The following is a 24971-nucleotide window of genomic DNA, read 5'->3' as shown; positions in this document are numbered from 1 at the left end:
CTACCCCCTCCACTTGGCAGAATACCGAACATCTGGCCGACGAAGATCGTCAGGATAAACAGCAGCACCAGGAACACGAATACCCCCGGATGCCGCGCAACGAAATCGCTCTCCTGATTGCCACGCGGCTCATACACCGTCGACGGCTCGTTCAGCGGATTGCCCCCCAGCACCACCAGCATCGCCGAAACGCCATCGCTGATGCCCTTGCTGAAATTGCCGGCCTTGAATGCCGGCGTGATCACCTGATTGATGATCACCGAACTCTGCGCATCGGTCAGGCGATCTTCCAGGCCATAACCGACTTCGATCCGCAATTTTCGCTCGGCACGCGCGACAATCAGCAGCGCGCCGTTGTTCTTGTCCTTCTGGCCAATGCCCCAGTAGCGTCCCAGTTGATAACCGAAATCCGCGATGTCGGCGCCCTGCAGGTCCGGCAACGTGACCACCACCAACTGCTCGCCCGTGGATTTCTCGTGGGCATTAAGCTGCTGAACCAGCTGCTCGCGGACCGCTGGCTCGATCATTTGGGCGTTGTCCACCACCCGTCCGGTCAGTTCCGGAAACTTCAACCCGGCCTGGGCCGACAGGGCAAAGACCCAGAGCAACAGCATCAGGCCCACTTTCATCACGCGCATTGGCAACCTCATCCTTGGTGGCACTTCAAACCCCGGTCCGGCGCCTACTGGAACTTCACTTCAGGCGCTTTCTCGGCACCGGGGCTGGTGGCCTCGAAAGTTTCGCGGATCGGCAAATCGCTGTACATCACGGTGTGCCACAAGCGACCGGGGAAGGTGCGAAGCTCGGTATTGTATTTCTGCACCGCGAGGATGAAGTCGCGACGCGCCACGGCGATGCGGTTCTCGGTGCCTTCGAGTTGTGATTGCAGCGCCAGGAAGTTCTGGTTGGCCTTGAGGTCCGGATAGCGCTCGGACACCACCATCAACCGACTCAGCGCGCCGGTCAGCTGATCCTGCGCCTGCTGGAACTGTTTGAGTTTTTCCGGATTATCCAGCGTGCTGGCATCCACTTGGATCGACGTCGCCTTGGCCCGGGCTTCGACCACTGCGGTCAGGGTTTCTTCCTCATGCCGGGCATAACCCTTGACGGTTTCCACCAGATTGGGGATCAAGTCGGCGCGGCGCTGGTACTGGTTCTGCACCTGGCCCCACGCGGCCTTGGCCTGTTCGTCGAGGGTCGGGATAGTGTTGATGCCGCAACCGGCCAGCAGAGTGGTCAGCAACATCAAGGCTGCTACCTGCAGGCTCGACCGATAGGGGTGTCGTACATTCATCTGGTTGATGCTCCCTTGCACACTACATTGATAAAACAACCGGCGAACTTTGACCCCGGCTCTTGGGGCATAATCTGCGCCGCTACTGGATTGCATCGAGCCAATGGGCTAAAAGATGCCCAGCGAAAAAACAGTGAGAAGTGTGCTGCATTTTTCTGGGCAACACCCAAACAACAATAGTCGCTCCCAAAATTTTGGCTGACCGGCGCGTATTCACTGCCGCTTGGGCCTTTTGAGAAGAACATTCATGAAGAAGCTGTGTTTGCTGGGCCTGTTCGTCAGCCTGGCCAGTCATACTGTATTGGCCGCCACGACGCCCGCACCGATAGAGAACAAGGACGCCTTCATCAGCCACCTGATGAAACAAATGACCCTCGATGAAAAAATCGGCCAGTTGCGCCTGATCAGCATCGGCCCGGAAATGCCTCGGGAGCTGATCCGCAAGGAAATCGCGGCCGGTAATATCGGTGGCACATTCAACTCGATCACCCGCGCCGAAAACCGTCCAATGCAGGACGCGGCCATGCGCAGCCGGTTGAAGATCCCGATGTTCTTCGCCTATGACGTGATCCACGGCCACCGCACCATTTTCCCGATTCCCCTGGCCCTGGCCTCGAGCTGGGACATGGACGCCATTGGCCGGTCCGGGCGCATCGCCGCCCAGGAAGCCGCGGCTGACAGCCTCGACATCACTTTCGCGCCGATGGTCGACATCTCCCGCGACCCACGCTGGGGCCGCACCTCCGAAGGCTTCGGCGAAGACACCTACCTGGTTTCGCGAATCGCCGGCGTGATGGTCAAGGCCTTCCAGGGCTCCGGTGCAAACGCGGCCGACAGCATCATGGCCAGCGTCAAGCATTTTGCCTTGTACGGCGCGGTCGAGGGCGGTCGCGACTACAACGTCGTCGACATGAGCCCGGTCAAGATGTACCAGGATTACCTGCCGCCGTACCGCGCCGCCATCGACGCCGGTGCCGGCGGGGTGATGGTTGCGCTGAACTCGATCAACGGCGTGCCGGCCACCGCCAACACCTGGCTGATGAACGATCTGCTGCGCAAGGAATGGGGCTTCAAGGGCCTGGCAGTCAGCGACCACGGGGCGATTTTCGAGCTGATCAAGCACGGCGTCGCCCGCGACGGTCGTGAAGCGGCAAAGCTGGCGATCAAGGCCGGCATCGACATGAGCATGAACGACACGCTCTACGGCAAAGAGCTGCCGGGGCTGCTCAAATCCGGCGAGATCGAACAGAAAGACATCGACAACGCCGTGCGCGAAGTGCTCGCCGCCAAATACGACATGGGCTTGTTCAAAGACCCGTACCTGCGCATCGGCAAGGCCGAGGATGACCCGGCCGACACCTACGCCGAAAGCCGCCTGCACCGCGCCGAGGCCCGTGATGTCGCGCGCCGCAGCCTGGTGCTGCTGAAGAACCAGGGCGACACCCTGCCATTGAAGAAAACCGCAAAAATCGCCCTGGTCGGCCCACTGGCCAAGGCTCCGATCGACATGATGGGCAGCTGGGCCGCCGCTGGCCGTCCTGCGCAATCGGTCACTCTGTTCGACGGCATGACCCACGCACTCGGCGCGCAATCGACGCTGATCTACGCCCGTGGCGCGAACATCACCGACGACAAGAAAATCCTCGATTACCTGAACTTCCTCAACTTCGACGCACCGGAAGTGGTGGATGATCCGCGCCCGGCCAACGTGTTGATCGACGAAGCGGTAAAAGCCGCCAAGGATGCTGATGTGGTAGTGGCTGCGGTGGGCGAATCCCGTGGCATGTCCCACGAATCGTCGAGCCGCACCGACCTGAACATCCCGAGCAACCAGCGCGAGCTGATCAGGGCGTTGAAAGCCACCGGCAAACCGCTGGTGCTGGTATTGATGAACGGCCGTCCGCTGTCGATTCTCGAAGAGAAAGAGCAGGCTGACGCGATTCTGGAAACCTGGTTCAGCGGCACCGAAGGCGGCAACGCCATCGCTGACGTGCTGTTCGGCGACTACAACCCGTCGGGCAAACTGCCGATCACCATTCCGCGTTCGGTGGGTCAGATTCCGACCTACTACAACCACCTGAGCATTGGCCGGCCGTTCACCCCGGGCAAACCGGGCAACTACACCTCGCAGTATTTCGAAGACACCACCGGGCCGCTGTTCCCGTTCGGCTTCGGCCTGAGCTACACCCAGTTCAGCCTGACCGACATGGCGCTGTCGTCGACCACGCTGAACAAGACCGGCAAGCTCGACGCCAGCGTCGTGGTGAAGAACACCGGCAAGCGTGACGGCGAAACCGTGGTGCAGTTGTACATCCAGGACGTGACCGGTTCGATGATCCGCCCGGTCAAGGAACTGAAGAACTTCCAGAAAGTGCAGCTCAAGGCCGGCGAACAGAAAGTCGTGCACTTCACCATCACCGAGGATGACCTGAAGTTCTACAACGCCCAGCTCAAGTACGCTGCGGAACCAGGCAAGTTCAACGTGGAGATCGGCCTGGACTCCCAGGACGTGACGCAGCAGAGCTTTGAATTGCTGTAACCCCGCCTGAAAGCAAAAGATCGCAGCCTTCGGCAGCTTGTGTAGGAGCTGCCGAAGGCTGCGATCTTTTGATCCTGAAGAACCTACCCCCGCCGATCCAGCAGATTCACCACCACCCGATCCACCCATCCCCAAACCCTTTGCTTGACCCGCCGCCACAACGGTCGGCGCTTCCACGCCTCGAGACTGACTTCCTGGCTCAAGGCAAAGTCATTCTCGAAACTCGCCGCCACCGCTCGGGTCAGCCCTGGGTCCAGGGCTTCGAGGTTGGCCTCCAGATTGAAGCGCAGATTCCAGTGATCGAAATTACATGAGCCGATACTCACCCAATCGTCGATCAACACCATTTTCAGGTGCAGGAAACACGGCTGGTATTCGAAGATCTTCACCCCGGCCCTGAGCAGTCGCGGGTAGTAGCGATGCCCGGCGTAGCGCACCGACGGGTGATCGGTGCGTGGCCCGGTCAGCAGCAGACGCACATCGACGCCCCGATTCGCCGCCCGACGCAGCGAGCGGCGGACTTTCCAGGTTGGCAGGAAATAGGGCGTGGCCAGCCAGATTCGCTGCTTGCCGCTGTTCAGCGCGCGAATCAGCGATTGCAGAATGTCCCGATGTTGGCGGGCGTCGGCATAAGCGACCCGGCCCATGCCCTCGCCCATCACCGGCACTCGCGGCAGGCGCGGTAGACCGAAGTGCGAAACGGGTTTCCAGGCGCGCCGATAGCGGTTGGCGATCCATTGGCGGTCGAACAGCAATTGCCAGTCGATCACCAGGGGACCGGTGATTTCCACCATCACTTCGTGCCATTCGCAGGTGTCTTCGCCCGGTGACCAGAACTCATCGGTGACCCCGGTGCCGCCGACGACCGCCAGGGATTGATCCACCAGCAGCAACTTGCGGTGATCGCGATAGAAGTTGCCCACCCAGCGTCGCCAGCTCAGCCGATTGTAAAAACGCAACTCGACCCCGGCGGCCATCAGGCGCTGACGCAAAGTCAGGGTGAAGGCCAGGCTGCCATAGTCATCGAACAGACAGCGTACCCGCACGCCACGCTCGGCCGCCTGGACCAGCGCCTGAACCATCGCCTCGGCGCAGGCCCCTGCCTCCACCAGGTACAGCTCCAGCTCGACTTGTTCTTCGGCGCGGGCAATCGCCACCAGCATGCGCGGGAAAAACTGCGGGCCGTCGATCAGCAGTTCGAAGCGATTGCCTTCGCGCCACGGAAAAATTGCACCACGCATGTCAGCGCGCCGTGAAAATCAGCACCGCACCCACCGGTACCGACAGACTGATGGCCGACAAACCGGCGAGCTTGCGCAAGCTTTCCAGGCCTGGGGCCAGGTCGAAATCTTCGGCGCTGATCACCAAAGGCTCGAGGGTCACCACTTGAAAGCGCCGGTCATCGAGACGGGTCGCCAGCAGTTCGGCGTTGTATTGGTGTTGCTTGCCATGCAGGTTGACGGTCACCGGCAAGCGCAGTTCCAGTTGCGCACCGGGCGCCAGGTCGTTGATTGGCCGCAAATCGATCTGCGTGGTGATCAGCGCTTCGGGAAACGTCTGGATCTGGAACAGTTCCTTGCGCATGCGTTCGTCACGCAGCGGAATGCCACTATTAACCGACTCCAGCTCGACTTCCACCTCGGCCAGCCCCTTGGGGTCGACCTTGCCATGCAGCACCAGAAAGCGCTGCACTTCGGAGATGTTGGCGTTTTTGGTGCTGACAAACGACAGCCGCGAGGACTCGCCGTCCAGATACCAATTGGCCTGGGCCGACACGGTGACACCGGCCAGCAGCAGGGAAGCGAGGGTTTTGTAGACGAACCGCTTGAACATAGAAACTCGGGGGCAGATAAACCTGAGCGAACCTTAACTGGCTTGAGGCAGGTTGCAAACTTTCTGTGACTTCGCCCCAATCTTTGTGGCGAGGGAGCTTGCTCCCGCTGGAGTGCGAAGCGCTCCCGAAATCAGACAATGAGTTCCTCCAATCAGGTCTCCGCCGCTGGCATTACGACTGCTTCGCAGCCGAGCGGGAGCAAGCTCCCTCGCCACAACGAGCACGACCACGTCAGGGTTGCAGGCGGCAGCCCTGGCGCTCGCCGATCCACTGTGCGCTGTTGCTGCGCCCCAATCCGCCGACCGTCACCCGCTTGCTGGCGGCATCATCAACGAACCCGCTGGTGGGCAAATACTGCTTCACATAACCCTGGCAATACGCCGCCGGATTGTTCATCACATACCGGCACGAGCAGTATTCCTTGGCGGTGTAAGCGCTGATGATGTCGGGAAAAGCCCACAACGCCACGCGTTCCTGCCAGCCCCAGCCGAGCAAAGCGATCAGCAGCACCAGCAACAGCGTGCTGAACGGCCGACGGCGAACAAAACCGTGGCGGCTCATGGCTGCACCTTCATGGCAAACGCCTTGAGCGCGAGTTTGAGCAGTTCGTTATGCCGGTAACTTCCATCGCGATCATCGCCGTAGCGGACGATCACCAGCTTTTCGCTGGGAATCACGTACATCGCCTGGCCCCAATGGCCCAGCGCGGCGAAGGTGTCGACTGGCGCATCGGGCCAGGGTTGTGCTGCACCATCCACCGCTCGATTGAGCCACCAATGCCCGCCGGGCACCGCTTCATCCTGGTTAGCTCGGTAGTGGGCGAACGGCTCACGGCTGAAGTCGACCCACTCCTTGGGCAGCAGCTGCCGCTCGCGCCAACGACCGTCGCGCGCCATCAACAGGCCGACCCGTGCCAGGTCCCGGGCGGTGAGGTAGGCATAGGACGAAGCGACAAATGTCCCCGTGGCATCCGCTTCCCAAACCGCGCCGCGAATGCCCAGGGGTTCGAACAATGCGGTCCACGGATAATCCGGATATCGGGCCGGGCCGACAATGGCTTTCAACGCGGCGGAAAGCAGATTGCTGTCGCCGCTGGAGTAGCGGAAGGCCTGACCGGGCCTGGCGTACGCGTCATGGTCGGCGGTAAACGCAGCCATGTCGCGATGACCTCGGGTGTAGAGCATCGCCACCACCGAGGACTTCAACGGTGCGTACTCATAGTCTTCCTGCCAATCCAGGCCCGAGGCCCAGTGCAGCAAGTCGGCCATGGTCATGGCGGGGTGTTTTTCCAGCGCTGGATAGAACTGCACCACCGGGTCCTGCAATTTGAACAGACCTTCGCCATAGGCCACACCGAGCACCGTGGCCATCAGGCTTTTGCTGATCGACCAGGTCAGGTGCGGGGTGTCGGCACGGGTCGGGGCGGCGTAGCGCTCGTAGACGAGTTGGCCGTCATGGATCACCAGCAAGGCATCGGTGCGGATGCCCTCGCGGGTGGTGTCGTTGCGGGGTGGAAACGCGTAGTTCTCCAGGGCCTGAACGGCCGGGCCGGTGACTGTCGGGCCGGGCAACCATTGCTCGGCCGGCCAGTTTTCGGCCTGGGCCGTGAAGCTGAACAGCAGGATGAACGTCAGGGACAAGCCTTTGAACATGGTGGGGTGCCCGGGAGACAGATCTGCTCACGCTAGTCGAAATACATGACAGTCTCACGCTAAACACGGTCACTGTAGGAGCTGCCGAAGGCTGCGATCTTTTGATCTTCAGCGGTTTCGAAAAGATCAAGATCAAAGGATCGCAGCCTTCGGCAGCTCCTACGGGGGAACGTCAGAATCCGGCGAGGCCCGTCACCCTAACGAAGATCCCATCAACGCCTTGGCCAACCGCTTGCCCCGCGCCCCTGCCGCCAGATCCATCACGGCCTGATCGCGCTGCCACACCGCCGCCCATTGCGGCGGGCCATCGGTCATGGCCTGATTCACTTCAGCCTTGAGCCCATCGAACTGTGCAAACAAACCGCCCAGCAACACATGCCCGGCCGGATTGTTCGGCGCCTGGCGGCTGACTTCCGCGCACCCGGCCAGCAGCGCCAGCAAACGCAGTTGCAAGGTGTGCGGCCAGTCGTTGTCCTGACCGATGCCGAACAGCCACGCGGTCATGGCGCTCAGCACATAAATGTCTTCCAGGGTGCGGAACGGTTTGACGTAAGCATCCCAGCCATCCCCCGCCAGCAATTCGCACAGCGCGTTGTCGAGAAACAGCCGACCGTGGCTGATCTCGGGCATCAACGGCAACGGCGCGAGTTTCTCCAGACGCACGCCCGGTTCGCCGGGGTAAACCACCGCCAGACTCAGGCGCGGGTCGCTGCCTGGCTCTTCGCTGCGAGCGGCGACCAGCAGCCAGTCGGCGGCATCGCCGGCGGTGACGAAATCCTTGCGTCCGCTCAGACGCAGATCCCGCAGCCGGGTCTGCATGTCCGCCACCCGCAGGCTGCGTTGTTCGGTCGCGCACAACGCGCCCAGGCTCAGCGGCGCGCTCGGCCAGAGCATGCGCAACGCCGCCTGATACCCCACCAGAAACGCCAGCCCCGGCGTTGCCATCAGCCGTCCGCCGGCTACCGCCAGTTCGAACGGCGTGACCGTGCCCAAGCGGTGCAACAAGGTCGCGAAGCCTTCGCCAAGGTCGGTATCGGCGGGCAGGCGATCGCTGCGGTTCAACAGGGTTTGCCAGGGCATAAGAGGCTCCTTGTGGGCTGTCATATAAGCATCACCAAAGCTTCATGGCGATGACACCGGGGCTACATAGCCTGACTTTGCACAACACGGCTGCATAAAGAAAGTCGATCGGCTGCAACCCAAGACGGGTGGCCAGCCCGTACGGAGATTCGCAATGACTCAGATCGCCCGCATCAGCGACACCGGCAATGAACGCCGCCTGCAAGCCGAACGCCTGGTGGGCGCCGAGGCGCTGCAGGAAGCCCAGGCCTTGCGCTTCAACGTGTTCAGTGGCGAATTCAACGCCAGGCTGAAAGGCGCGGAATTGGGTCTGGACATGGATGACTATGATGTTCACTGCGCCCACATCGGCGTACGTGACTTGAACACCGGGCGCCTGGTGGCGACCACTCGTTTGCTCGACCACACGGCCGCCAGCAGCCTGGGCAAGTTCTACAGCGAAGAAGAATTCAGCCTGCATGGCCTGGTTCATCTGAAAGGCCCGATCCTGGAAATCGGTCGCACCTGCGTCGACCCGGCCTACCGCAACGGCGGCACCATCGCCGTGCTTTGGGGTGAACTGGCCGAAGTGCTGAACCAGGGCGGCTACAGCTATTTGATGGGGTGCGCGAGCATTCCGATGCAGGACGGCGGCATCCAGGCCCACGCAATCATGCAACGTCTGCGCGAACGTTACCTGTGCACCGAACACCTGCGGGCCGAGCCGAAGAAGCCATTGCCGACGCTGGACATTCCATCGAACGTCATCGCCGAAATGCCACCGCTGCTCAAGGCCTACATGCGCCTGGGCGCAAAAATCTGCGGCGAGCCGTGCTGGGACGAAGACTTCCAGGTGGCCGACGTGTTCATCCTGCTCAAGCGCGACGAGCTCTGCCCGCGTTACGCCAAGCACTTCAAGGCGGCGGTGTAATGAGCCGCTTGCGGGTGTACGCGCGAATTGCGCGAGTGCTGATGGTGGTGGCGCTGGGCTTGAGCATGGCCAGTGTGTTCGGCGCGTTCGAACGACTGGGGATTGCCCATTCGATGGTCCGTCGCCAGCGCTGGTCGCGTTTTTTCATGGCACGGCTGAGCAATGCCCTGCCCTTTCACGTCACCGTCCATGGTCAATTGCCGAAGGCGCCGATGCTCTGGGTCAGCAACCATGTGTCCTGGACCGACATTCCGCTGCTGGGCATGCTCACGCCGCTGTCGTTCCTTTCCAAGGCTGAAGTGCGCACCTGGCCGGTGGCGGGCTGGTTGGCGGCCAAGGCTGGCAGCCTGTTCATTCGCCGTGGTTCAGGCGACAGTCAATTGATCCGCAAACAGATGACCCGCCATCTGGAACAGGAACACCCGCTGCTGATGTTCCCGGAAGGCACCACCACCGATGGGCGTTCGCTGCGCACGTTTCATGGTCGTTTGCTGTCAGCGGCGATCGATTCCGAAGTGGCGCTGCAACCGGTGGCGATTCGTTATCTGCGCAACGGCGAGCTGGATACCCTGGCACCGTTCATTGGCGATGATGATTTGCTGTCACACCTGATGCGCTTGTTCGCCAATGATCGGGGTGAGGTGGAGATTCATCTGCTCAAACCGATCGAGTGCCAGGACCGGGAACGCGCGGCGCTGGCGTTCGAGGCGCAGCAGGCGGTGCAGAAGGCGTTGTTTGGTGAAGTCGCGAAACCTGCCGAGCCGCGGCGTACCGGTGAGCTGATCGCTGCCTGATAGAAAAAGATCGCAGCCTTCGGCAGCTCCTACATTGGAATGGCGTACCTCTGTAGGAGCTGCCGAAGGCTGCGATCTTTTCTACACTCGACGCGCCACAAAATCCTGAAGCTGCGGATAGAACAACCGGAAATCCTCACTCAGCGGTTCATACAACCGCCGCAACTCCTGCATCGCCGCGGCCAGTTCCTCGGGCCGCGTCAGTCGCCGTGAAATCCCCCGCAGCACCTGCTCAAGCACTTCGAATTCCTGATAAGCCCCCAACCAGTCATTGGCCACCATGTGCGGCGCAATCTTCGCCAGGCGCTCCGGCAACTGCGGCTCGGCCAGCAGCACCCGGTAAACATCCGAGGTGAATTGCCCCAGCGGACGGTCGGCGTACAGCGCCCAGTCCCGCGCCAGGCAGTGGTCGAAAAACACATCGAGCACGATCCCGGCATAACGCCGGCGCGTGATGGAAAACCGTGACAATGAGACATCCACCAACGGATGACGGTCGGTAAAGACATCAATGCTGCGATGCAACTGGATGGCCGCTTCGATCTCTGGATCGAACTGCCCTTGCAGCCGTCCCTTGACGAAATCGCCATACAGACTGCCGAGCATTTGACCGGGGCGTTGGCCACCGAGGTGCAGATGTGCGAGATAGTTCATCCGCGCAGCTTAGCACTGCCCATACTTGTCGTTACAAACATCATATCGTTATAACCCGATATACAGATTTACGCAGTCATCAGACCGAAATCATATTGGTATATCGCGAAATACCGATTTAAAGTTCGCCCCATCGCGATATAACGTTTTACTCATCACGAGCCCCAAGCCATGAACCTCGACCTCGACGAAATAATAAAAGCCCTGGCACACCCGGTACGCCGAGACATCCTCATCTGGCTGAAAGACCCCAAGGTCCAGTTCCCGGAACAGATCCACAACCATGAGTACGGCATTTGCGCCGGACAGATCGATCAACGCTGCGGCCTGTCGCAGTCGACCGTCTCCGCCCACCTGGCGACATTGCAACGGGCGGGACTGATCAGCAGCCAGAAAGCCGGTCAATGGCACTTCTTCAAACGCAACGAGGACGTGATTCAGGCGTTCCTCGACGCCATCGTCAAAGAGCTCAGCGCTCCGACAAGGAACTGATAATGCCCCTCTCGCTACTCATTCTGGCCTTGAGCGCCTTCGCCATCGGCACCACCGAGTTCGTCATCATGGGCTTGCTGCCCGATGTGGCGGCGGACCTCGGCGTGTCGATCCCCGGCGCCGGCTGGCTGGTGACCGGTTACGCCCTGGGCGTGGCCATCGGCGCGCCGTTCATGGCACTGGCCACCGCCAGGCTGCCGCGCAAGGCCGCGCTCGTAGCGTTGATGGGGATTTTCATCATCGGCAACCTGCTCTGCGCCCTGGCCAGTGACTACAACGTCCTGATGTTTGCCCGAGTGGTAACGGCCCTGTGCCACGGCGCTTTCTTCGGCATCGGTTCGGTGGTGGCGGCAGGTCTGGTGCCGGCCAACAAACGTGCGTCGGCCGTGGCCCTGATGTTCACCGGCCTGACCCTGGCCAACGTCCTCGGCGTACCGCTGGGCACCGCGCTCGGCCAGGAAGCTGGCTGGCGTTCGACCTTCTGGGCAGTGACCGTGATTGGTGTGATTGCGCTGATCGGCCTGATCCGCTTCCTGCCGGCCAAGCGCGATGAAGAGAAACTCGACATGCGCGCCGAACTGCGCGCCCTCAAGGGGGCCGGTATCTGGCTGTCGTTGAGCATGACCGCCTTGTTCGCCGCGTCGGTCTTCACCTTATTCACCTATGTCGCGCCGCTGTTGGGCGAAGTCACCGGTGTTTCCCCGCGTGGCGTGACCTGGACCTTGGTGCTCATCGGCCTGGGCCTGACGGTCGGCAACATCATCGGCGGCAAGCTGGCTGACAAAGGCATGGCGGCGACGCTGATCGGCGTGTTCATCACCATGGCGGTGGTCTCCACCGTGCTGACCTGGACCAGCGTGGCCCTGATCCCGACCGAAATCACCCTGTTCCTCTGGGCCACCGCGTGCTTTGCCGCCGTGCCGGCACTGCAAGTCAACGTGGTGACCTTCGGCAAAGCTGCACCGAACCTGGTGTCGACCCTGAACATCGGCGCCTTCAACGTCGGCAACGCACTCGGTGCCTGGGTCGGCGGCAGCGTCATCGCCCACGGCTTCGGCCTGACCCGCGTGCCACTAGCGGCCGCCGCACTGGCGGTGCTCGCCCTGCTGGTGACCCTGATTACTTTCCGTCAGAGCGGCGATGCCGAGCTGGCCCCTGCTACCAATTGATCGCTAAAAGAGAGCTATTAAATGACGACTATTTTCGATCCAATCAAACTGGGCGACCTCGAGTTGGCCAACCGCATCATCATGGCACCGCTGACCCGCTGCCGCGCCGACGAAGGCCGTGTGCCGAACGCGCTGATGGCCGAGTATTACGTGCAGCGCGCCTCTGCCGGCCTGATCCTCAGCGAAGCCACGTCGGTTACGCCGATGGGCGTCGGTTACCCGGACACTCCCGGCATCTGGTCCAACGACCAGGTGCGCGGCTGGAGCAACGTGACCAAAGCGATCCACGGCGCGGGCGGCAAAATCTTTCTGCAACTGTGGCACGTGGGTCGGGTTTCCCACCCTTCGTACCTGAACGGCGAAGCACCGGTCGCACCGAGTGCCATCCAACCTAAAGGCCATGTCAGCCTGGTTCGTCCATTGGCCGACTACCCAACTCCGCGCGCCCTGGAAACCGCTGAAATCGCCGACATCGTCGACGCTTACCGCGTGGGGGCCGAGAATGCCAAGGCCGCCGGTTTCGACGGCGTGGAAATCCACGGTGCCAACGGTTACCTGCTCGACCAGTTCCTGCAAAGCAGCACCAACCAGCGCACCGATAACTATGGTGGCTCCCTGGAAAACCGTGCGCGCCTGTTGCTGGAAGTGACTGACGCTGCGATCGAAGTCTGGGGCGCTGGTCGCGTCGGCGTGCACCTGGCACCGCGCGCCGACTCCCATGACATGGGCGATGACAACCTGTCCGAGACCTTCACCTACGTCGCTCGCGAACTGGGCAAACGCGGCATCGCGTTCATCTGCTCTCGTGAAAGAGAAGGAGCCGACAGTCTCGGCCCGCAATTGAAAGAAGCCTTCGGCGGCCCGTACATCGCCAACGAACGCTTCACCAAGGACAGCGCCAACGAGTGGCTGGCCAGCGGCAAGGCCGACGCGGTGGCGTTTGGTGTGCCGTTCATCGCGAACCCGGACCTGCCAGCGCGCTTGAAGGCCGATGCGCCGCTGAACGAGCCGCGTCCGGAACTGTTCTACGGCAAGGGCCCGGTCGGTTATATCGACTATCCGACGCTGTAAGCCTCGACCGTTGAAATGCAAAAGCCCCGACTCGAAAGAGCCGGGGCTTTTGCGTATGGAAGATCAAAGGTCACTGAGGCAAATGCGATGCCTTTGGTCGGCTATTCGGCGCCCTTGTAGCCGGGGCGTTCACACTCATTCACATACTCGACACAAAATCCCTACAAAATACGTAGCTCGCTACCTATCAACCTGGCGAACGTACGTATATAAAAGCATCCCATTGCAAAAAGGCGCGCGAAGCAGGGATATTCCCTGCGTCATGCCTTGACACAAACGGATCCAATTACGCATTTTGTTTCAATTGCGCAGGCTGGGACTCAAGCGCAGCATATCCAAACCTGTGTCGACCCAACGCTCGGCTTCGATGTGCAGTTGAAAACTGTCGGGAGCCAACAGCCACTGATACAGGATGCCATCGATGTAGGCATGCAAGCTGATGGCCGCGCGGGCAGCGTCGAGGTTTTCCGGTAACTGCCCGCGATTCACCGCATTACTCAGGGCCAGCGCGATTCGCACATTGCAATCGAGACTGACCGTTCGGCGCTGCTGGCGCAGGTCGCACATTTCATCGGTGAATTCGCACTTATGAAACAGAATCTCGTTGATGCGTCGGGTTTTCGGGTCCATGGCAACTTGATGAAACAAATGAATCAGCAGTTTGCGCATGCAACCCAGCGGGTCGAGTTCGTCTTCGCTTTCACTGGCCTTGGCCATTTCATCCAGCGGCTCATGCAGGGTATCGAGCATCGCCTGCAGCAGATCCGCCTTGTTACTGAAATGCCAGTAGATAGCCCCGCGAGTCACCCCGGCCAGGGTAGCGATATCCGCCAGCGTCGTGCGTGCCACGCCCCGCTCGAAAAAGGCTTTTTCTGCCGCTTCGAGTATCTGGCTTCGGGTTTCTTGAGCTTCCTCTTTGGTGCGACGGACCATGGCAGTAAAACCTCAATCAGGGTGCCTCAGCGATGTCTGAACATCCGCTGAATAGAAGTGAGGCGAGCGCTTTCGGGCTTCGTCCCAGGCCTACAATTCAAATCTTTGGACGGCTTTTGTAACGGTGTGGATACGCCGCCAAGGTATTTACAAACAAGCATGAATGTAAGTATATTCCTTAGCAAGCTACTTATCTACCCGGTAAAATTTTTTAACCTTCCACCTTTCTTGTGCGCAACTTGCGCGCCTGACCCGAGGATCTTCATGCAATTCAAGCCAGCTGTTACCGCTCTGGTTACTGCCCTCGCCCTGGCATCGCTGCTCAGCGGATGTAAAAAGGAAGAGGCGGCACCTGCCGCACCCACCCCTCAGGTCGGCGTCGTAACCCTGCAACCACAAGCCTTCACCCTGACGTCTGAACTTCCGGGGCGCACCAGTGCGTTCCGTATTGCCGAAGTTCGCCCGCAGGTCAACGGCATCATTCTCAAGCGACTGTTCAAGGAAGGCGGCGACGTCAAGGCCGGTCAGCAGCTGTATCAGATCGACCCGTCAGTCTATGACGCGACCCTGAAAAGCGCCGAAGCCAACCTGCGTTCGACCAAGTCGATCTCCGATCGCTACAAGCAACTGGTCGACGAACAGGCCGTCAGCCGTCAGGAATACGACACGGCACTGGCCAACCGCCTGCAATCGGAAGCCTCCCTGCAGACCGCCCAGATCAACGTGCGCTACACCAAGGTTTACGCACCGATCTCCGGTCGCATCGGCCGTTCGTCGGTGACGGAAGGCGCACTGGTCAGCAGCGGCCAGACCGACGCCATGGCGGTCATCCAGCAACTGGACCCGATCTACGTCGACGTGACCCAGTCCTCGGTGGAGCTGCTTGAGCTGCGCCGCGAACTGGAAAGCGGTCGTCTGCAAAAAGCCGGCGACAATGCCGCCGCGGTCAAGCTGACCCTGGAAGACGGCAGCCAGTACGCCGTGGACGGCAAGCTCGAGTTCTCTGAAGTCTCGGTAGACCAGACCACTGGTTCCGTGACCCTGCGCGCGGTGTTCCCGAACCCTGATCACACCCTGCTGCCGGGCATGTTCGTTCACGCTCAGTTGCAATCGGGCGTGAACAGCGCGGCGATTCTGGCGCCGCAACAAGGCGTGACCCGCGACCTCAAAGGCACCCCGACCGCGCTGGTCGTCGGGCCAGACAACAAGGTCGAACTGCGTCAGCTCAAGGCCAGCCGTACTGTCGGCAACCAATGGTTGATTGAAGACGGCTTGAAGGCAGGCGATCGCCTGATCACCGAAGGGCTGCAATTCGTCAGACCTGGTGTTGAAGTCAAGGCCACTGAAGCCACCAACGTCAACGCCAAGAGCCCGGTCCCCGCACAGGCAGCCAAAGTCGCTGTCGGCGGCAAAGGGGAGTAAACCATGTCGAAATTTTTTATCGACCGTCCGATTTTCGCCTGGGTAATTGCCCTGGTGATCATGCTGGTCGGGGCTTTATCGATCCTCAAGCTGCCGATCAACCAATACCCGAGCATTGCGCCTCCGGCCATTGCGATCTCCGTGACTTACCCGGGCGCGTCTGCACAAACCGTGCAAGACACCGTGGTGCAGGTGATCGAGCAACAGCTCAACGGTATCGACAACCTGCGTTATGTCTCGTCGGAAAGTAACTCCGACGGCAGCATGACCATTACCGCGACCTTCGAGCAGGGCACCAGCTCCGATACCGCGCAGGTTCAGGTCCAGAACAAACTGAACCTGGCCACCCCACTGCTGCCGCAAGAAGTGCAGCAGCAAGGCATCCGCGTGACCAAGTCGGTGAAAAACTTCCTGATGGTCATCGGCGTGGTGTCGCGCGACGGCAGCATGACCAAGGACGACCTGTCCAACTACATCGTGTCGAACATGCAGGACCCGATCTCGCGGACCGCCGGTGTCGGTGACTTCCAGGTCTTCGGTGCCCAGTACGCGATGCGGATCTGGCTCGACCCGGCCAAGTTGAACAACTTCAACCTGACCCCGGTGGACGTGAAAACCGCCATCGCGGCGCAGAACGTCCAGGTCTCGTCCGGTCAACTCGGCGGCTTGCCTGCCCTGCCCGGCCAGCAACTGAACGCTACGATCATCGGCAAGACCCGTCTGCAGACCGCCGAGCAGTTCAAGGAAATCCTGCTCAAGGTCAACAAGGACGGCTCGCAGGTTCGCCTCAAAGACGTCGCCGAAGTAGGCCTGGGTGGCGAGAACTACAGCGTCAGTGCCCAGTTCAACGGCAGCCCGGCTTCCGGCCTGGCGGTGAAGCTGGCCAACGGTGCCAACGCCCTCGACACCGCAAAAGCCTTGCGCAAAACCATCAACGACCTGAAGCCGTTCTTCCCGCAAGGGATGGAAGTGGTGTTCCCGTACGACACCACCCCGGTGGTGACCGAGTCGATCAAGGGTGTGGTTGAAACCCTGGTCGAAGCGATCGTACTGGTGTTCCTGGTGATGTTCCTGTTCCTGCAAAACTTCCGCGCCACCGTCATCACCACGATGACCGTGCCGGTGGTATTGCTGGGTACATTCGGGATCCTCGCGGCATTCGGCTTCAGCATCAACACCCTGACCATGTTCGGTATGGTGCTGGCCATCGGCTTGCTGGTGGACGATGCCATCGTCGTGGTGGAAAACGTCGAACGGGTCATGAGCGAAGAAGGCCTGTCACCCAAGGAGGCCACCAAGAAATCCATGGGGCAGATCCAGGGTGCCCTGGTCGGTATTGCCCTGGTGTTGTCGGCGGTACTGCTGCCGATGGCGTTCTTCAGTGGCTCCACCGGTGTGATCTACAAGCAGTTCTCGATCACCATCGTTTCGGCCATGGCCTTGTCGGTGCTGGTTGCATTGATCTTCACCCCGGCGCTTTGCGCCACCATGCTCAAGGCGATTCCGAAAGGCGAGCACGGCACGCCGAAACGCGGCTTCTTCGGCTGGTTCAACCGCAACTTCGACCGTGGCGTCAAAAGCTACGAGCGCGGCGTCGGCAACATGCTCGCGTACAAGGCTCCGTACCTGCTGGCGTACCTGATTATCGTGGTCGGCATGATCTGGCTGTTCACCCGCATTCCAACGGCGTTCCTGCCGGAAGAAGACCAGGGCGTACTGTTTGCCCAGGTGCAAACCCCGGCCGGTTCCAGCTCCCAGCGCACGCAAGTGGTCGTGGATGAAATGCGCGAGTTCCTGTTGCGTCCGAGCAAGGATGGCGGCGAAGGCGATGCGGTGGCCTCGGTATTTACCGTGACCGGCTTCAACTTCGCCGGCCGTGGCCAGAGTTCGGGCATGGCGTTCATCATGCTCAAACCGTGGGACGAACGTAACGCCGACAACAGCGTGTTCAAACTGGCGGCCCGTGCCCAACAGCACTTCTTTACCTTCCGCGATGCCATGGTGTTTGCCTTTGCGCCACCAGCGGTACTGGAACTGGGTAACGCCACCGGTTTCGACGTGTTCCTTCAGGACCGCGCCGGTATCGGTCACAACAAGCTGATGGAAGCCCGTAACCAGTTCCTCGGCATGGCGGCGCAAAGCAAGGTCCTGTCGCAAGTCCGTCCGAACGGCCTGAACGACGAGCCGCAGTACCAGCTGGAAATCGACGATGAGAAGGCCAGCGCCCTGGGCGTGACACTCACCGATATCAACAACACCCTGTCGATTGCCCTGGGCAGTAGCTATGTGAACGACTTCATCGACCGCGGTCGTGTGAAGAAGGTTTACGTGCAAGGCCTGCCCGGCGCTCGCATGAGCCCTGAAGACCTGAAGAAGTGGTACGTGCGCAACAGCGCCGGCACCATGGTTCCGTTCTCGGCGTTCGCCAGGGGTGAATGGATCTACGGTTCGCCGAAACTGGCCCGTTACAACGGCGTGGAAGCGATGGAAATCCTCGGTGCCCCGGCGCCCGGCTATTCCACCGGTGAAGCCATGGCCGAAGTCGAAGCCCTGGCCAAGAAGCTGCCGGCAGGTGTCGGTATTTCCTGGACCGGTCTGTCGTACGAAGAGCGCCTGTCCGGCTCGCAAGCGCCAGCGCTGTACGCCTTGTCGCTGCTGATGGTGTTCCTGTGTCTGGCGGCGTTGTATGAAAGCTGGTCGATCCCGATCGCGGTCATGCTGGTCGTGCCGCTGGGGATCATCGGTGCGCTGATGGCGACCAGCCTGCGCGGCCTGTCCAACGACGTGTATTTCCAGGTGGGGCTGTTGACCACCATCGGTCTGGCGGCGAAAAACGCCATTCTGATCGTCGAGTTCGCCAAGGAACTGCATGAGCAAGGGCGTAGCCTGCGCGATGCAGCGATCGAAGCCTGCCGGATGCGTCTGCGACCGATCATCATGACCTCGCTCGCATTCGTGCTCGGCGTGGTACCGCTGGCCATTTCCACGGGCGCAGGTTCGGGTAGCCAACATGCGATCGGTACCGGGGTGATTGGCGGTATGCTCACGGCCACGATCCTGGCGATCTTCTGGGTTCCATTATTCTTCGTCACCGTGTCGTCCATGGGCCAGCGCAAAGTCGCCGACCAGGATGACGCCATTGAAACTTCTCAAGAGGCTGGCTAATGAGCAAGTCGCTACTCTCCCTGGCAGTCACCGCTTTCGTGCTGAGTGGCTGCTCGCTGATACCCGATTATCAGCGGCCTGAAACACCGGTGGCGGGCCAATACCCGCAAGGCCCGGCGTATTCGCCGGCCCAGGCGCCCAACCAGGCAGCCGCCGAACAGGGCTGGAAGCAGTTTTTCCACGACCCGGCGCTGCAACAGGTGATTCAGACCGCGCTGGAGAACAACCGTGACCTGCGCGTCGCGGCGCTGAACATCGACGCTTATGCGGCTCAATACCGCATCCAGCGCGCCGACCTGTTCCCGGCGGTTTCGGCCACCGGCAGCGGCAGTCGTCAGCGGGTTCCGGCACGGTCCTCGCAGTCCGGTAATGCGACCATCAGCAGCTCCTACTCGGCCACCGTCGGCATCAGCGCCTATGAACTCGACCTGTTCGGTCGGGTGCGCAGCCTGAGCGAAGAGGCCCTGCAGAAGTACTTCGCCACTGAAGAAGCACGGCGCAGCACGCAGATCAGTCTGGTAGCCAGCGTGGCCAATGCCTATCTGACCTGGCAGGCCGACAAGGAACTGCTGAAACTGACCCAGGAAACCCTCGGTGCCTTCGAGGAGAGCTACAAGCTCACCTCGCGCAGCAACGAAGTGGGCGTAGCCTCGGCGCTGGATCTGGCCCAGTCACGTACCTCGGTGGAAAACGCCCGTGCGCAACAGGCCAAATACACCCGTCAGGTCGCCCAGGATGAAAACAGCCTGGTGTTGCTGCTCGGCACCGGTATCCCGGCCAATCTGCAAGCAGCCAAGCCACTGTCGGACGACCTGCTGAGCGACGTGCCAGCCGGCCTGCCGTCGGACTTGCTGCAACGTCGCCCGGACATCCTCCAGGCCGAATACAACCTCAAGGCCGCCAACGCCAACATCGGCGCGGCACGGGCGGCGTTCTTCCCGAGCATCAGCCTGACCGCCAATGCCGGCTCCCTGAGCCCGGACCTGTCCGGTCTGTTCAAGGGTGGTTCGGGCACCTGGTTGTTCCAGCCGCAAATCAACCTGCCGATCTTCAACGCCGGCAGCCTGCGCGCCAGCCTGGATTACTCCAAGATCCAGAAAGACATCAGCGTGGCGAACTACGAGAAGTCCATTCAAACGGCCTTCCAGGAAGTCGCCGATGGCCTGGCCGCACGCCAGACCTACACCGAGCAGTTGCAGGCTCAGCGTGATTTCGTCAGCGCCAACCAGGACTACTACCGTCTGGCCGAGCGTCGTTATCGCATCGGGGTCGACAGCAACCTGACCTTCCTCGATGCCCAGCGTCAGCTGTTCAGTGCCCAACAGGCGCTGATCACCGACCGCTTGGCGCAGCTGACCAGCGCGGTCAACCTGTACAAGGCGTTGGGCGGTGGCTGGAATGAACAGACGGCGAAGAACGAGCCGTTGAAAGAAGAAGCGCCGAAGATGAAGTTGTTCTGATAGCGCCGTAAACACGAAGCCCACCACTTGGTGGGCTTTTTGTTGGCCGTGAATAAACCAGCCTGTTCACTTCACACCCCGACGCCATTGACCAGAAACACCGGCTCTTCCAGATAATCGAGCCCCAAGCGGTTTTCGAACATTTCGTCGCGTAACGCTGCGGTAGTGAAACTGCCCAGGCCCAGCGCGGTGGCCAGCAGGGAAAAGGTCTGACTCAGATGCCCGGCATCCATCAGCGCCACCCGCAGTGCGCGGCTGAATTCGTATTTCCAGGCCATTCGCTCGACCCGCGCCGTGGAAACGAACACCGCTGCCGCATCCTTGATCCATGTCTGACTGCCACAGGCCTCGCTGATCCAGGCTCGCGGGTCTTCCAAGGAAAGCAGCTCCAGCCCGTGACGACGCACCGAATAATGGTAAAGACCCCGCTCGAAACCTTGCACATTCATCAGCACCGCATACACCTCGGTGCCCTGCAGCGAACCGCCGGCCGGCGAGGTTTTCTTCAGGAAGTAGTCGCCCATGCGGTTGTGCTCCATGACCGTCGCGCCCCAGGTGTAATAGAGCAACAAAGACAGCTGCGCCGAACTCAACGGCTGATCACTGAAGGTTCGCGACGTGCGGCGATTGCACAGCGAGTCCAGCAGCGTCGGCTGAGCGATCGCGCAGGCAGGCAACAGCGGGTTTTCCAGGGCAATGAACGGATGGGACCAATAGTCCTTGAACGCCGACGGCTGGCGTTGCGCCGAAGCCTTTTGCTCCAGCTCCGTTTCCAGCTCGGCAACGCTGATGTAGGGCGTGTGCGAGCCGGTCCGGGTACTCAGGTAAAACTCCAGCGCCGCATCCCAGCGGTTCCAAAGGTTGAGCGGATGTTTATCCTCCTCGGACGGGGCGCTGTCCGATTGATTGGCGACGGGCAACAAAACACCGTGGCTGACCAGCGTTCTCAGGAATGCCAGGTTGTCGTCCTGTGCCGGACTCTGCAAAACCCCCGGCAGCAACAAGGCACTCTCCAGCGTCTGCGGGCTCAGGAAGTGGCGCAGTAACGGCAGCAACGTCACGTCAAACTCCAGGCTCAGGTCCTGCTGCCGGTCCCGGATAAAAAACGACGCCGAGCCAACGCTGAGCCAGGTGCTTTCCCTGAGTTTCAGCAGGGTCTGCGCCCCCTCCGACGGCGTCTGTTGATCGCCCTGTTGATCAAGCCCCTGCCAGAACAGGGCCTTGGGCCTCAAGGACTTGATGGCCTTGATCAAGGTCAACAGTTCCGCGTCATCGGTTTTGCGCGAAATATCCCACTCCAGGGTGATCGCTTTCACCGGGGATGACCTGAACAGTTCACGCAAAATGTCCCAATCCCGCCGCGGATGGCCGGTGTGAATTTCAATCAACCGGTCCAGCGGCAACGAACGCAAATAGTCGTTCAGCTCGTAACCCTGGGTTCTGGCGGTCGTAATCGCGCTGTCGAGATCCAGCAAAAATCCCGAGCCGCTGCGCTCCACCACACTGGAAATGAACTCGCCTTCGGACTGCTCTTGTGCACCCGGCAACGAAAACAACCGCGGGGCGTTTTCCAGCACCAGCAGCGTAGCCGTCAGCTCGCGCAACTCGATGGCATTGGCCACCACCGTGTCCGCCACCTCTTGGGCCAGGGTCGGCAAAATGAAGTGCTGCGTGTCGCCACCATGGAAACGCGACCAGGAAATATGCTCGGCCAGCCACGGCGAGCGGGTTTTGTCGCACAGTCGCCGCGTCATGTGCAGAAACTCGCGATCCATCGCAATGCCCACACTGCCCAGGGACAAACTGGACGAATGCAGCAGGCTCGGTACTTGAGCGCTGACGTCAAGTAAACGAGGCTGAAGAATGCAGTGCGTCGGCTGAAACTCGACGTAATCGAAATGCGGCAAACCCTCAGCGAGAATTCGCTCGACCGTCGGGTCAAGTCCATCCTCCGACCGGTCATCCTGTGCCCTGCGCCGTGGCAAATGGTATTCCAGCCCTACTCCGGCCTCCGGATAGGACGAGGCATCAAACATCCCCATGTGAGCCTCCCCGGCTTCAGGCGGTCAGACCCAGCAGGCGTTGTTGCTCAGTATTAGTCCCCGATATCGCCAACAGCCCGGCATATTGGTTTTCCTGTGCTCTGACCTCTTTGGCGAGGTTTTCCAGAAGTTGACGTCCTTGTGGGGTGAATTCAGTGCTGGCCTCAAAGTCCGGCAATGCCTTGATCAAGCCTCGCAGAATGTACAGAAGACGGTTTTGCGCCCGTAGCAGCTCTTCGGTCGAACGCGAACGAACCCGCCCCAGGTATTTGACCAACGCGATGTACACGTAAAACGCGTGGAAGTAGCCATAAAAGTCACGCTTCTGTCCCGACCACGGCAAGGTGTACAAAGGCTCCCGCGAGGTCTCTTCCTTAACGACCGGGCACGCCTCGACAATGTGATAGAGCAACTGATGAGTGGCCTCATGCACCAGGGACTCTTCCAGATCGAGTATCGAATCATCCCGGCTCGACAACAGGATGATTCCGGTGAAGCGGGAAGCCGAACAGCTTCGAAATGAACCGTCGGGTAAATAAAAAATCGACTTGACCAGTTTTTTGATTTGCTCGCGGCAGGCGGGCCAAGTGTGCTCTATGCGCAACAGGGCAATATTCACCACATCGCAAAAAAACCGTACGGAGTAACCGCTACGCTCCAACTGTTTGCGAACGGCTTCATCTTCCGGAAATTCATAACTGGGCGGCATCACTATCGCTACCAACGGATCGACATCGAACCGATGCACCGGGGGGCAATAATGATTCACGCGGGAACTGTCAGATGCTTTCACACGCACTAACATATGTGGAAATTCGAACAGCATTTTTTCCAGTTCACTCCTGTCCTCTGTCTTTTTCGTAATGACCAGATTGGCATAGTGAGCCGTCAGCACATTCCACACTTGAAACACCGGATCATTAATAATCAAGCGCTGTTCACGGGTCGGAGGAACGATAAGATTAAACGCCTGTTCAAAGAACTCTGCCAGATGTGGAGCGTTGGGAAACAACTGAAAAAGTTCGGTGTACAGCGCAACAAAGCTGGTGTATCGATTTCGACTGACACGCTCCAGCAAGACTTCAAATCGCGAAGGCTCCGAATCCGCAAGGAAGGTCGTGCCCTGAAATAAATCCTCGACCGAGAGCTCACGTTGACCACTGTTACCGATGTCCATTTCTCAACCTTCCCTTAGGTTGGCGGCAACGGCTTCGCCATTGTCAGACTGGCAATGCCATAACCCAGTTGTTCATAAAGACGACGCGCCGCATCGTTGCGACCAAAGACATGCAACCGCACTTCCCTGCATCCCGCCTGGCTCGCCCATGACTCCAGGGCCAGCAGCGATTGTTTTGCATAACCCTGGCGGCGTTCGCCGGGGTCAATGTAAATATCCAGAATGAAGGCGATCCGACCGGCGCCAGCGTGGCGTTCGGCGACCCATAACTCACCGATACGCCGCGCTTGATCCTCGATCACCCAGAGTTGATTCTTTTCAGTCAGTCGCCCTTGCGGCAACAATTGCTCGAAGACACTTCGTGCCCTTTGCGACGCCTCCTCCTGGCCCCACTCGCCGGCGGCGACCATCCCGTCGCCATATTCAGCAAGGGCTCTTTCGGCGAACGTCACAAAGTCCGCGTCATTCATTGGAGCCAAGGTGACAGACATGCGTCATTCACTCCGCGCCCGAGCCGCGCCCGAGCGCTTCAGGTCATGAGTCTGATAAGGCCATTCGGCGTACCACCGTAAAAGCCCACCTTTCGTGGCACGCCAAATGGCATCACCCACCGTTAATCCATGCGCGCTTGTTGCTGCTGGTTCTGTGTATCAAATACCGCGCGTATCCCCAGGTTGTTCCGAATGCTGGAGGAAGCTGCCGTCAGTTTTGCAGCATCAATACCTTTAACCGCCGCGATCTCGTCAGTACTTAAGTGCACGCCAATATTTTTAGCCGCCCCTGCCGGATCACTGTGTAAGGCGCTGGCAAATTTTTCGTCCAGCACGGCCCGTCCCAGAACCGAGGCCAAACGTTCCTGATTGACTTTATTACCCATGGTACTTCTCCTTGTTATTTCGGCATGACGAAAAACATCCCCTGACGAAGCAAGAGAGTTTCTTTTGCCCGCCTGAGGAATTTGAATATAGCAAGACCTCTTTTCTTTTCCAGCCAAGCCCATGGCTCCCTTTAAATCTTTTTACGATAACCGACAACACCAATTCTTAAGTTTAACCGGCGATTATTGATCTACCTTTAAGGACAGCCAGCACTGTAGGAAACGTCTTACAACTAAAGCAATAAACACTTCCATCTAACATCAACAAAACAACAAGGCGCCATTAATAGAACACATCCGTGGATACCCCTTATCAACCTGAATAACTATGGGATTTTATTAAGAATGCCTCATACCGTCCGCGCCCAGGCTGGCGTCGATTAGTGTTCGTTAATCGCCCAAAACC

At 59.9% G+C, this 24971-nt stretch carries 22 protein-coding genes; 9 read left to right on the top strand and 13 right to left on the bottom strand.

Translation table 11 applies throughout. The annotated features are described in order from the left end of the window. Both ACCC96_RS28400 and ACCC96_RS28395 read right to left on the bottom strand, forming a co-directional pair. The coding region (locus ACCC96_RS28400) for a TPM domain-containing protein (RefSeq protein ID WP_413697537.1) at positions 1-638 on the bottom strand (638 nt) is incomplete at its 3' end. A gap of 44 nt (positions 639-682) precedes the next feature. Continuing rightward, complete coding sequence (locus tag ACCC96_RS28395; RefSeq protein WP_258670907.1) at positions 683-1294, bottom strand: LemA family protein; 612 nt, start codon at positions 1292-1294, stop codon at positions 683-685. Between the two features lie 247 nt (positions 1295-1541). Here ACCC96_RS28395 and bglX point away from each other — a divergent pair, with 247 nt between their 5' ends. Continuing rightward, positions 1542-3833: a beta-glucosidase BglX gene (gene bglX / locus ACCC96_RS28390; protein WP_413697536.1), complete on the top strand. Its 2292-nt coding sequence runs from the start codon at positions 1542-1544 to the stop codon at positions 3831-3833. 83 nt (positions 3834-3916) lie between these two features. Here the strand turns inward: bglX and ACCC96_RS28385 are convergent, their stop codons facing one another. From ACCC96_RS28385 to ACCC96_RS28365, 5 genes are all read right to left on the bottom strand, one after another. Further along, positions 3917-5074, bottom strand: a complete 1158-nt coding sequence (locus tag ACCC96_RS28385) for a phospholipase D-like domain-containing protein (protein ID WP_018926849.1) — start codon at positions 5072-5074, stop codon at positions 3917-3919. A gap of 1 nt (position 5075) precedes the next feature. Further along, positions 5076-5666, bottom strand: a complete 591-nt coding sequence (locus ACCC96_RS28380) for a YceI family protein (protein WP_019647922.1) — start codon at positions 5664-5666, stop codon at positions 5076-5078. A 232-nt stretch (positions 5667-5898) separates the two neighbouring features. Further along, complete coding sequence (locus ACCC96_RS28375) at positions 5899-6228, bottom strand: amidase (RefSeq protein ID WP_413697535.1); 330 nt, start codon at positions 6226-6228, stop codon at positions 5899-5901. Further along, the gene (locus tag ACCC96_RS28370) at positions 6225-7319 is read right to left on the bottom strand and encodes a serine hydrolase domain-containing protein (RefSeq protein ID WP_413697534.1); all 1095 of its coding nucleotides are present in this window, start codon (positions 7317-7319) and stop codon (positions 6225-6227) included. Before ACCC96_RS28370 ends, ACCC96_RS28375 begins: the two co-directional genes overlap by 4 nt. A 192-nt stretch (positions 7320-7511) precedes the next feature. Then, entirely contained in the window at positions 7512-8399 is an 888-nt protein-coding gene (locus ACCC96_RS28365; protein ID WP_413697533.1) for an acyl-CoA dehydrogenase, read from the bottom strand. 154 nt (positions 8400-8553) lie between these two features. Here ACCC96_RS28365 and olsB point away from each other — a divergent pair, with 154 nt between their 5' ends. Together olsB and ACCC96_RS28355 are read left to right on the top strand one after the other, a co-directional pair. After that, positions 8554-9309 (top strand): L-ornithine N(alpha)-acyltransferase, encoded by a 756-nt coding sequence (gene olsB / locus ACCC96_RS28360; RefSeq protein ID WP_019580897.1) that lies wholly within the window; start codon positions 8554-8556, stop codon positions 9307-9309. After that, positions 9309-10103: a lysophospholipid acyltransferase family protein gene (locus tag ACCC96_RS28355; RefSeq protein WP_413697532.1), complete on the top strand. Its 795-nt coding sequence runs from the start codon at positions 9309-9311 to the stop codon at positions 10101-10103. The genes olsB and ACCC96_RS28355 overlap by 1 nt, the downstream gene beginning before the upstream one ends. Positions 10104-10184: 81 nt before the next feature. On the opposite strand, the gene ACCC96_RS28350 is transcribed toward ACCC96_RS28355, so the two are convergent. Next, positions 10185-10757 (bottom strand): ACP phosphodiesterase, encoded by a 573-nt coding sequence (locus tag ACCC96_RS28350; protein ID WP_019647917.1) that lies wholly within the window; start codon positions 10755-10757, stop codon positions 10185-10187. Positions 10758-10928: 171 nt separating this feature from the next. Here ACCC96_RS28350 and ACCC96_RS28345 point away from each other — a divergent pair, with 171 nt between their 5' ends. Genes ACCC96_RS28345 through ACCC96_RS28335 form a run of 3 tightly spaced genes read left to right on the top strand, consistent with a single transcriptional unit; the run spans position 10929 to position 13489 of the window. Further along, on the top strand, positions 10929-11249 hold the full coding sequence (locus ACCC96_RS28345) for an ArsR/SmtB family transcription factor (RefSeq protein ID WP_019647916.1): 321 nt from the start codon (positions 10929-10931) through the stop codon (positions 11247-11249). Between the two features lie 2 nt (positions 11250-11251). Next, positions 11252-12418 (top strand): MFS transporter, encoded by a 1167-nt coding sequence (locus ACCC96_RS28340; protein ID WP_019580900.1) that lies wholly within the window; start codon positions 11252-11254, stop codon positions 12416-12418. 21 nt (positions 12419-12439) lie between these two features. Further along, complete coding sequence (locus tag ACCC96_RS28335) at positions 12440-13489, top strand: alkene reductase (protein ID WP_019580901.1); 1050 nt, start codon at positions 12440-12442, stop codon at positions 13487-13489. A 300-nt stretch (positions 13490-13789) separates the two neighbouring features. Here the strand turns inward: ACCC96_RS28335 and emhR are convergent, their stop codons facing one another. Further along, positions 13790-14422, bottom strand: a complete 633-nt coding sequence (emhR, locus tag ACCC96_RS28330) for an efflux system transcriptional repressor EmhR (RefSeq protein WP_413697531.1) — start codon at positions 14420-14422, stop codon at positions 13790-13792. 264 nt (positions 14423-14686) lie between these two features. Here emhR and ACCC96_RS28325 point away from each other — a divergent pair, with 264 nt between their 5' ends. Genes ACCC96_RS28325 through emhC form a run of 3 tightly spaced genes read left to right on the top strand, consistent with a single transcriptional unit; the run spans position 14687 to position 20469 of the window. Continuing rightward, the gene (locus ACCC96_RS28325; RefSeq protein ID WP_258670925.1) at positions 14687-15844 is read left to right on the top strand and encodes an efflux RND transporter periplasmic adaptor subunit; all 1158 of its coding nucleotides are present in this window, start codon (positions 14687-14689) and stop codon (positions 15842-15844) included. Positions 15845-15847: 3 nt separating this feature from the next. Beyond that, positions 15848-19009: an efflux RND transporter permease subunit EmhB gene (emhB, locus tag ACCC96_RS28320; protein ID WP_019580904.1), complete on the top strand. Its 3162-nt coding sequence runs from the start codon at positions 15848-15850 to the stop codon at positions 19007-19009. After that, a complete protein-coding gene (emhC, locus tag ACCC96_RS28315; protein WP_413697530.1) occupies positions 19009-20469 on the top strand; it encodes an efflux RND transporter outer membrane subunit EmhC in 1461 nt (486 codons plus the stop codon). The genes emhB and emhC overlap by 1 nt, the downstream gene beginning before the upstream one ends. Before the next feature lie 71 nt (positions 20470-20540). Here emhC and ACCC96_RS28310 read toward each other — a convergent pair whose 3' ends face one another. The 4 genes from ACCC96_RS28310 to ACCC96_RS28295 all read right to left on the bottom strand — a co-directional run bounded on the left by ACCC96_RS28310 (position 20541) and on the right by ACCC96_RS28295 (position 24565). Further along, on the bottom strand, positions 20541-22511 hold the full coding sequence (locus tag ACCC96_RS28310; protein ID WP_413697529.1) for a DUF692 family multinuclear iron-containing protein: 1971 nt from the start codon (positions 22509-22511) through the stop codon (positions 20541-20543). Positions 22512-22527: 16 nt separating this feature from the next. After that, a complete protein-coding gene (locus ACCC96_RS28305) occupies positions 22528-23688 on the bottom strand; it encodes an aKG-HExxH-type peptide beta-hydroxylase (RefSeq protein ID WP_413697528.1) in 1161 nt (386 codons plus the stop codon). A gap of 14 nt (positions 23689-23702) precedes the next feature. Continuing rightward, positions 23703-24179, bottom strand: coding sequence for a GNAT family N-acetyltransferase (locus ACCC96_RS28300; protein WP_026345682.1), 477 nt, complete (start codon positions 24177-24179; stop codon positions 23703-23705). 122 nt (positions 24180-24301) lie between these two features. After that, positions 24302-24565, bottom strand: coding sequence for an Os1348 family RiPP precursor (locus tag ACCC96_RS28295; protein ID WP_019647907.1), 264 nt, complete (start codon positions 24563-24565; stop codon positions 24302-24304). Between the last annotated feature and the right edge of the window lie 406 nt (positions 24566-24971).

This window comes from Pseudomonas sp. Pseusp11, from assembly GCF_047304405.1.
Classification (GTDB): Bacteria; Pseudomonadota; Gammaproteobacteria; order Pseudomonadales; family Pseudomonadaceae; genus Aquipseudomonas.
This window is presented reverse-complemented; position numbering and strand designations above follow the sequence as displayed.